The 8,647-nt window shown below is 56.7% G+C and carries 8 protein-coding genes; 3 read left to right on the top strand and 5 right to left on the bottom strand.

Annotated features, from left to right (window positions below):
* The first annotated feature begins 198 nt into the window (after positions 1 to 198).
* Complete coding sequence (locus ROO76_19390) at positions 199 to 579, top strand: TonB family protein (protein MDT8070338.1); 381 nt, start codon at positions 199 to 201, stop codon at positions 577 to 579.
* 39 nt (positions 580 to 618) lie between these two features.
* On the opposite strand, the gene ROO76_19385 is transcribed toward ROO76_19390, so the two are convergent.
* Positions 619 to 1,227: a hypothetical protein gene (locus tag ROO76_19385; protein MDT8070337.1), complete on the bottom strand. Its 609-nt coding sequence runs from the start codon at positions 1,225 to 1,227 to the stop codon at positions 619 to 621.
* 89 nt (positions 1,228 to 1,316) lie between these two features.
* Here ROO76_19385 and ROO76_19380 point away from each other — a divergent pair, with 89 nt between their 5' ends.
* Both ROO76_19380 and ROO76_19375 read left to right on the top strand, forming a co-directional pair.
* The gene (locus ROO76_19380; protein MDT8070336.1) at positions 1,317 to 1,598 is read left to right on the top strand and encodes a hypothetical protein; all 282 of its coding nucleotides are present in this window, start codon (positions 1,317 to 1,319) and stop codon (positions 1,596 to 1,598) included.
* A 44-nt stretch (positions 1,599 to 1,642) separates the two neighbouring features.
* Entirely contained in the window at positions 1,643 to 1,894 is a 252-nt protein-coding gene (locus ROO76_19375; protein MDT8070335.1) for a hypothetical protein, read from the top strand.
* Positions 1,895 to 2,494: 600 nt separating this feature from the next.
* Here the strand turns inward: ROO76_19375 and ROO76_19370 are convergent.
* The 4 genes from ROO76_19370 to ispG all read right to left on the bottom strand — a co-directional run bounded on the left by ROO76_19370 (position 2,495) and on the right by ispG (position 8,621).
* Positions 2,495 to 4,597, bottom strand: coding sequence for a M13 family metallopeptidase (locus ROO76_19370; GenBank protein ID MDT8070334.1), 2,103 nt, complete (start codon positions 4,595 to 4,597; stop codon positions 2,495 to 2,497).
* Between the two features lie 144 nt (positions 4,598 to 4,741).
* On the bottom strand, positions 4,742 to 5,257 hold the full coding sequence (locus tag ROO76_19365; GenBank protein ID MDT8070333.1) for a peptidoglycan-binding domain-containing protein: 516 nt from the start codon (positions 5,255 to 5,257) through the stop codon (positions 4,742 to 4,744).
* Between the two features lie 259 nt (positions 5,258 to 5,516).
* Positions 5,517 to 7,145: a Do family serine endopeptidase gene (locus ROO76_19360; GenBank protein ID MDT8070332.1), complete on the bottom strand. Its 1,629-nt coding sequence runs from the start codon at positions 7,143 to 7,145 to the stop codon at positions 5,517 to 5,519.
* 237 nt (positions 7,146 to 7,382) lie between these two features.
* A complete protein-coding gene (ispG, locus tag ROO76_19355) occupies positions 7,383 to 8,621 on the bottom strand; it encodes a flavodoxin-dependent (E)-4-hydroxy-3-methylbut-2-enyl-diphosphate synthase (protein ID MDT8070331.1) in 1,239 nt (412 codons plus the stop codon).
* Positions 8,622 to 8,647 lie beyond the last annotated feature (26 nt).

The following is an 8,647-nucleotide window of genomic DNA, read 5'->3' as shown; positions in this document are numbered from 1 at the left end:
AGGACATGACATTTATCATGCACCCGACCCTTTCGAGTGCATTAGCAGAGGTCGAAGAAGAAGTCGAACAAGCACGGCGAACGGGTGAATGGGAGATTGAGAAGAAACAGTAGTACCGATTGTTTATGGTAAGGCGATTTCTCGTCAACAATCCGTTGAAACTGCTATCATTCCGTTCATTTTTAACGGGACGGTGTGATGCGATTAGGACACGTGTTCACAGTTGGTGTAGCTCTACTTCTGTCGTTACCGCTTGTGGCTCAGGAGCCTCAACCCTCGAAATCATGTATTGCTCCCGGTGAGACGATTTACAAGCCGGGTGTCGATGGCGTGAATCCGCCACAGCCTAAGCCGGACAAGAACGCCAAGAATGCCCCGAAGATTCAAGGGGCGATTTCATTGGAACTGGTGGTGAACGGCAAAGGAAGTGTGTGCAGTGTCAGGGTCTTAGCTGCAACGGACAAAAGCTCCGCGCAGGATACGGCTGATTACATCTCCAAAAATTGGAGCTTCAAGCCAGCTACCAAGAAGGGGAAGCCCGTGGCCGTCGCTTTCACGATGAACTTCCGACCAAACTAGGCTCCATTGATTGGTTACGATAAGCCGATATCTCAACAGCTATGGTCTGAGCGTCGAAAGCAGCAGTAATAAGGCTTGCAACGCTATATACGCCGTAATGGCGGCTCCGACGTACGTGAGTCCTACCTGACCAAAGTTAAGCCCACGCAGGTGCATCGTGGTGAAATCCGTTCTGCCGAACGACCAAAAAAAGGACTTTCCCTTTAGCCGTCTTCGTATGTGAACTGTCGAGAGAGGGACAACTGGCAAGAACATAAAAAAGAACCACAGCGTCGAATCAAACTCCTCGAAGCCGTTCACGTCATCGGCGGCGTAGTTCGACATCCCAAGAAACTGCTTTCCATAGCCTCTTGAACTGAACCCCAAGCGCCCTACCGTGTCTCTCGCCGTAATGCGCTGTAGGTTTCTCTTGAATTTCTGCGCTTGCCCCTGCCGCAGCCCACGCTTTTGAAGTTCAGCGTCGAGAGCGGCCTTCGCCTCTTCTACCAATTCTTCACGGTCAGCGGCTATTCGCAGAAGTTCCTCGTTCGTCAGTCCTTCATAATTGGCTTCGAATGTGGCCTTCGTGTTCACGATGTTCTCCGTCTGGATGTTAATGCTCGTGACGGCAAGAACCAAACGATAGTTGGTGTGAACAGGGCATATCATAATCTATCCAGCTACCCTCAACCAGCAACCCCGGATTGTTTATGAGATGACGATTTTTCGCTCACAATCGCATATCTTAGAATAATCGCATGAAGATGCTCTGGTGCTGGCGCTGTAAAGCGGAAATGCCGATGCTCGATGAAGAGGAGTATTCGCAAGTCACAGCACGGAAGGGCAGCGGTTTGCGCGAGAGGTTTCAACCGATGTTAGAGGAATATGAGCGCATGACGGGCTTTCACGAAGCAAATCCGATGGCGATTTTCCATCATCGCATTTCGCTTTACGGGCCACCCTGCGCACATTGCGGTAAGCCGCTGAGAACACCAACTGCAAAGGTGTGTGGTGCTTGTATGCGTCCCGTTGCTACATAGGTTTGTTGGCGATCTTCCAGCAATTTAGCCTCTATAATCCTCTCATGGGACAGCGAAACGGCCCGTATCGCGAAGAATATCCAATCGGGACGACAGTGCGCATCAAGAGCGCAGATGTGCTTCAGCAGTTCTACAGATCGTGGAAGTTTCACCACCCACTGACAGCCGACCAGCTTGCATTCTTCGGAAGAACAACAACCGTAAAGGGCGTCAGTTTCTATCATGGTGGGGATGAGCTTTACGAACTCGCCGATGTTCCCGGTATCTGGCATGAAGAGCTGATAGAACCTGTCTGAAACCATCTCTCTGCGAATTATGGCGCTCGGATTGTTGGCGTGAACAGGGCTTCCCACGCATTAATCCAATTTATGCTTCAGCACACATCATTAGTTCCCCCTTTCTCGCTTTGAGATAATTCTTGTCAAGAGACAAACTTTGTCATTTTCGCTGCAACTCCTTCATTCCAATCCAAATATAGTTTTCTCCGCGATGTCACAGTAGCCATACCCAACCTGCTATTCTGAAAATAGAGAGACAAAACACCGGCCATCTCTGCCCGTAGCTGAGAACCAAATTCTTGCCATTGCCATTGCCACTTGCCATCGCCAGTTGCGGATGGCGGATCGCGAGCGGCTTGCACCTTGTACCTTGCACCCCGCTCTTACGTCCGATAACTCGCGCTCAAAAATACATTTTTCCTTCGCAAATTCTTGAACCCAGAAGGAGACCAGGCATTTTCAGATTTAAGTTCTTTGCCGCCAGTTCGTTACGCCGAAATTTTCCGCAAGTGACTGAAAAGAGGCCCGATTGAAATAGGGGGGACTACAACGGAACTGCCCCACTCAAGCCCGAAGAAGGCTTGAATGGGGCACCAGAATCCCAAATGCTCAGCGGTCTTACCAGACGCGACAGCGGTGTTCACTGACCATCGGTTGTCCAGCTTTACACGAGAACGCTTTCTCGAATTCCGGCATGTTCACCACCAGGCCGTTGACGCGGTACTTGCCCGGTGAGTGCGGGTCGGTGATGGCGTTGACGCGGAGGTCTTCCGGACGCACGTTCTCGCAGGCCCACTGCGCGTAGCCGATGAAGAAGCGCTGCTCCGGCGTGAAGCCCTGGAGGTCCTGCAGGTGCTGGTTCGCCGTCTGATCCTTCCAGGCCATCCAGGCGAGGATGAGCCCGCCGAGATCGGCGACGTCTTCGCCTTCGGTCAGCTTGCTGTTGATCTTGATGTCGTCGATGACGGTGTAGTGCGAGTACTGGTCGACGATGCACTGCGCGCGCTGGGTGAAGTTCTCGGCATCCTGCTTCGTCCACCAATCCTTGAGGTTGCCGTGGGCGTCGAACTGGCGGCCCTCGTCGTCGAAGCCGTGGGTGAGTTCGTGGCCGATGGTTCCGCCGGTGTTGCCGTAGTTCGGCGCGTCGTCCATTTTCGGGTCATAGAGCGGCGGCTGCAGGACTCCGGCGGGGAAGTTGATGTCGTTCATCTGAGGGTTGTAGTAGGCGTTCACGGTCGGCGGAGTCATGTCCCATTCGCCGCGGTCGAGCGGCTTCCCGATCTTCTTCAACTGGCGGTTGGATTCGAAAACGGTTGCGCGCTCGACGTTGCCGAGGAAGTCGCCGGGAACGATCTTGACGGAGCTGTAGTCGCGCCATTTGTCGGGATAGCCGATCTTGTTGACGATCGCGTGCAGCTTTTCGAGTGCCTTCGCTTTGGTCTCGGGACTCATCCAGGTGAGCTGGTTGATGTCCTGCTGCATGGCGCTCTCGATCTGCTTCGTCATGGTGAGCGTCTTCTGCTTGAGTTCGGGACTGAAGGCGCGGTGAACGAACTCCTGGCCGAGAGCTTCGCCGAGTTCGGCATCGGTCAGGGAGACGCAGCGTTTCCAACGTGGGCGAAGCTGCGGCGTGCCGTGGAGCGTCTTGCCGAAGAAGTCGAAGTTCTCGTTGACGAAAGCGGCTGAGAGGAACGGGGCTTCAGCGTGCGCGAGGTGCCAGCGCAGATACGTCTTGATGTCGTCAAGGCTCGTGGACTGAATCAGCTTTTCGAGTTCCTGGTAGAAGGCCGGTTGCGTGACGTTGAAGGTGGTCTGCGGCGGGAGGCCGATATCCTTGATGTAAGTGCCCCAGTCGAAACTCGGTGTGAGCGTCTGTAGGCCCTTGAAGTCGACCTTGTGGAACAGGTTGTAGGGGTTGCGGCGCTCGACGCGCGTGAGCGAGGCTTTGGCGAGATCGGTTTCGAACTCCATGATTTTCGCGGCTTCGGCTTTGGCGACGTCGGGCTTGTCGCCGAGGAGCTCCATCATTTTTTGAATGTGCGCGAGATATTTGTCGCGAAGCTCAACGGAGTGCGCGTCGGTCTTGGTGTAGTAGTCGCGGTCGGGCAAGCCGAGTCCGCCAGCTTCGGCAAAGGCGATGACGGACTCGGAGTTGGCAAAGTCCTGGTTGGAACCAAAGCTGAAGAAGAGTCCGCTCGTTTGAGTCTTCGAGTGAAGGTCGGCCAGGACACGAGGCAGATCCTTCTTCGACGTCATCCCGTTGATCTCGGCAAGGAAAGGTTTGAGCGGCGCGGCGCCGAGCCTTTCGACAGCCGCTTCGTCCATGCAGGCCCCGAAGAAATCACCGATCTTCTGCTGGTTGGCATTGCGGCCAGCAGTCTTCTTCGAGAGCTCGTCGAGAATGCCCCAGAGGAATTGCTGGTTGTCCTCGTAAAGCTTGCCGTAAACGCTCCAGCGCGCCTGGTCGGCGGGGATCGGGTTGTTCTTCATCCAGCCGCCGCAGGAGTACTGATAGAAGTCGACGCACGGGTCGGCGGTCTTGTCCATGGAGTCGACGTCGAGGCTGGGCGTGTAAGGCAGCGATGCAAGCGGCTTCTCGTCAACCTTGAGGGTTGGATTGGCGATGCCCGGTTTCTCGGCGGTGGCGGGAGTCTGTGGTTGCTGGGCCCAGGAAGCGATGAGGAAGAGTGCGGGGAAAATCGCAAGAATAAGCTTGCGCATGTAGCCTCCAGAAATGAACGAAACAGTGTATCGGTAGGACGGGCGAGGAGCAACCAGGTCAACAAGAAAGGTGGAGATCGTAGATCGTGAATCGCAGAAAAGCCCGGCGTGAGCCGGGCTGTAATTTCCAATGCTATAGAGATTCTATTTGTGCTCGTCGGCTTGGGTTTGGATGGCTTTCTGCATGCCCAACTCGTCCGGATTGCCGATGGCGGCGCTCTCAGGGTTGAGCAGACCGTCGTGGCTGGGGCCGAGACCGAGTTTGATCAGCGCGCGAGAGTCGGGCACGACCCTGGTTTGCCAACCATTGTCGTGCTGATACTTCATAAGAGCCGCCTTGGTTCGGGCGTCGAAGGCACCACTGGGCTCACCTTGCAGGTAGTGTTCGCGGATCAGGGCTTCCTGGATTTCGCGTGCGCGGTTGTCAGAGATGGCCTGCTGGCCGCGAGGCTTGCGCGAGCGATAACGCTTCGAGTGCCTGGTGTATTTCGCCCGGCGAACGGTCGCCTTAGAGAGCGTCGACGATTTCTTGTGGACGACCGGCTTGGCGTGCGTGGACTTGGCCTTGGCGTGCTGCGTCTGCGCCCAGGATCCGGAGACCAGCAGCAGCATACAGAGCACCAGTGCGATGCGAATTATGATTGCGTGGCCTACTTTCAAAACGACTCCTTGTGGCGTCGCCTGTCCATGAATTGCGACAGGATACGCGTCGGTAAGTGTTCTGGCAATCAGGGGAGGGACTTAAGCCAAATTCCCTCAGGGCCTATGGTACTGAAAGCTGTTCCACCTTTAGCGGCTTAGCGGCATGACTTAAGCCGCGCCGTTGCAAAATCCCGCCGAATCGAAAGTGGTTCCGGCTGGGGAGAAATCATCTCGCATTCAGATGCTCTCCCGCCAGCCAGAAGATTGCCGCTAGAAGTTACGGAAGGACACCACCCAGGAAGACTGGGCCCTGGTCCTTGGTGGTACCGCGCTTGCGGACGAGGAGCACAACGTCTTGTCCGCTCTTGAGTTGCGACTGCAGACGGCCGAATGCAGCCGCGTCAGTGACTGGTTGTTTATTAACTTCGAGAATAACGTCGCCACGCTCGACCTGGATACTGTCGCCGAAGCTGTCCGGCTTCACATCAGTAACCTGGACGCCTTTGCCGGGGGCGACTCCCATGCGGCTGCCGCTGTCAGGCGTGATGTCGCGGACGGTGATGCCCAGCTTAGTCTCCTTTGGCGTGTCGTCTTCTTCCGGCTGATCATCGGTGAGGCCGAGACGAGCGCCGAAGAGCTTCATGCGATCGGCTACCTGGACGTTGGCTTCATCCTGCTTGCCGTTGCGGAAATAGGTGAGCTTCACGGTGGAACCCGGCTTCGCGTTGGAAATTTCGCCGACCAGTTCGTCGCCGGTCTTTACGCTCTTGCCGTTCACGGCGGTGATGGCATCGCCGGTCTGGAGGCCAGCTTTGGCCGCGGGACCGTTGGCAATCACGTTGGAGATGATGACTCCGGACTTGACGCCGTAGATGCGCTCGACGGATGGGTTCGGCTGGGCGTTGAATTCAACGCCGATGGAGCCGCGGGCGACGCGGTGCTCGGGACCGATGAGTTGGTTGTAAACCGAGGCGACCGTGTTCGATGGCAGCGCGAAACCGACGCCCTGATATCCGTAGCTCTGGGTGTAGATGGCGGTGTTGATCCCGATAATTTCGCCATCGAGATTGACGAGCGGACCGCCGGAGTTGCCGGGGTTGATGGCGGCATCGGTCTGGATGAAGGACTGGAACTGGCGTCCGGGGACGATGCTGCGGCCCTTGGCGGAAATGATCCCAGCCGTTACGGTTTCTTCGAGGCCGAAGGGGCTGCCGATAGCAAGGACCCAGTCGCCGACGCTCATGCCGTCGGAGTTGCCGAGTTTGGCGGCCGGCAGAGTCTTATTGACGTCGATCTTGATAACGGCGAGATCGGTTTCCTTGTCGGTGCCGATGACCCTGGCGGGATAGCTGACGCTCGGCGGATCGCCCATGAGGCTGACGCGGATCTTGTCGGCGCGCTCCACCACGTGGTAGTTGGTGACGATGTAGCCCTTCGGGTCGACAATGACGCCGGAGCCTAGCGACTGTGAACGCATGTCATCTTGGTCAGGCATCTGGCCCTGTCCGCCCTGGCCTCCGAAGAAACGATCCATGAAATCCTGGAATGGATTGTCCGGGTCCTGCCCCTGGTCCTGCCCCTGACCGTCGCCGCCGGGATTGTCAGGCGAGGGACGGGTGCGCCCGCGAAGACCGCGATGCGGGTTCTTGATAACGCTCTCGGTGTTAATGTTGACGACCGAGGGTTCCAATTGCTTGGCCACGCTGGAGAAGGCGTTGGAGACCTGCTTCGCTTGCGGGATGGTCAACTGCTGCGCATCCGAAGAGTCGATGGTCTTACCCTTGACTCCGTAGGTGATAACCGTGCCGATCAAAATCCCAAGGGCCAACGTGGCTAGGGTGACCAGCGAAAAGGAGAATCGACTGGCCTTCAGTTTCTGCCAGAAACCGCTCTGAAGCGGATCCATAGAATCCTTCCTCCAACGAACCTTACATTCTTGAATTATAGACAGAGTTGGACATTTTACCCATGGCGCAGGGTGCGTGACCAATTATGGCGCTCTTTACCGATTGCTCCAGAAACGTAGTTTCCTGAAATGAAAAGGCCAAGGGTATGCTCTGCTACTTAGACGCAACGGAGAGCACAATAGTTACCACTGGGAGTGACACGTTTTGGGTATTAGTTGCGCCCAATAACCGTCGGATTACGCCTTTACAGTTTCCGGCTTCTTCGAATACCTCGAATCCACGTACTCGTCGAGGATCTTGATGAACTCTTCGACGATGTGGTCGCCCTTGAGGGTCAACATCAGCCGGCCATCGACGAATACCGGTGCCTTGGGTTCTTCGAACGTCCCCGGCAGGGAAATACCGATGTTGGCGTGTTTCGACTCGCCCGGACCGTTCACGATACAGCCCATCACGGCCAGTTTCATCTCTTCGACGCCCTGGTACTGTGTCTTCCACTCCGGCATCTTCTCGCGCAGGTAGCGCTGAATCTGCTCGGCCATTTCCTGGAAGAAGGTCGAGGTGGTGCGTCCGCACCCCGGGCATGCCGTAACCTGCGGCGAGAAATTGCGGATGCCCATCGATTGCAAAATCTGCTGGGCGACGAAAACCTCTTCGGTGCGATCGCCGTTGGGCGCTGGTGTCAGGGAAACCCGAATCGTGTCGCCAATTCCCTCCTGCAACAGAACCGCTAATCCCGCGGTGGAACCGACGATTCCCTTCGCGCCCATGCCGGCTTCAGTCAGGCCGAGGTGGAGCGGATACTCGCATCGCGCGGCCAGCACGCGATAGACATCGATCAGATCCTGCACGCCGCTGACTTTGGCGCTGATGATGATCTGGTCCGGCCGCAGCCCGTACTGTTCCGCCAGTTCGGCGGAGCGCAAAGCGCTCTGTACCATGGCTTCCATCATCACGTCGCGAGCCTCGAGCGGCTCCGGACGCTTCGCGTTCTCGTCCATCATGTCCGCGAGCAGGCGCTGATCGAGCGAGCCCCAGTTCACGCCGATGCGAACCGGCTTCTGGTACTCGACCGCGCACTCGACCATGGTGCGGAAATTGTCGTCGTCCTTGCGCCCGATGGAAACGTTGCCGGGATTGATGCGGTACTTCGCCAGCGACTTCGCGCACAGCGGATACTTCTTCAACAGGATGTGCCCGTTGTAATGGAAATCGCCGATGATCGGCACGCGGATGCCCATCATCCCGAGTTCTTCCACCATGGGGTAAACGGCCTTCGCGGCGGCGTCGTTGTTGACGGTGACGCGGACGATCTCCGAGCCGGCGCGGGCCAGGTCGGCAACCTGCTGGACGGTCGAGCGGATGTCGGCGGTATCGGTGTTCGTCATCGACTGCACCACGACCGGTGCATCTCCGCCAACGCGGACCCCGCCGATATTGACTACATGCGACTTGCGGCGCTTGATTTCAGCCATACAGAGTCTTCAGTTTAACAAATGTG

This window comes from Terriglobia bacterium, from assembly GCA_032252755.1.
In the GTDB taxonomy this organism is placed as follows: domain Bacteria; phylum Acidobacteriota; class Terriglobia; order Terriglobales; family Acidobacteriaceae; genus JAVUPY01.
The sequence above is the reverse complement of the archived record's forward strand: the minus strand, read 5'-3'. Positions and strand labels throughout refer to the sequence as shown.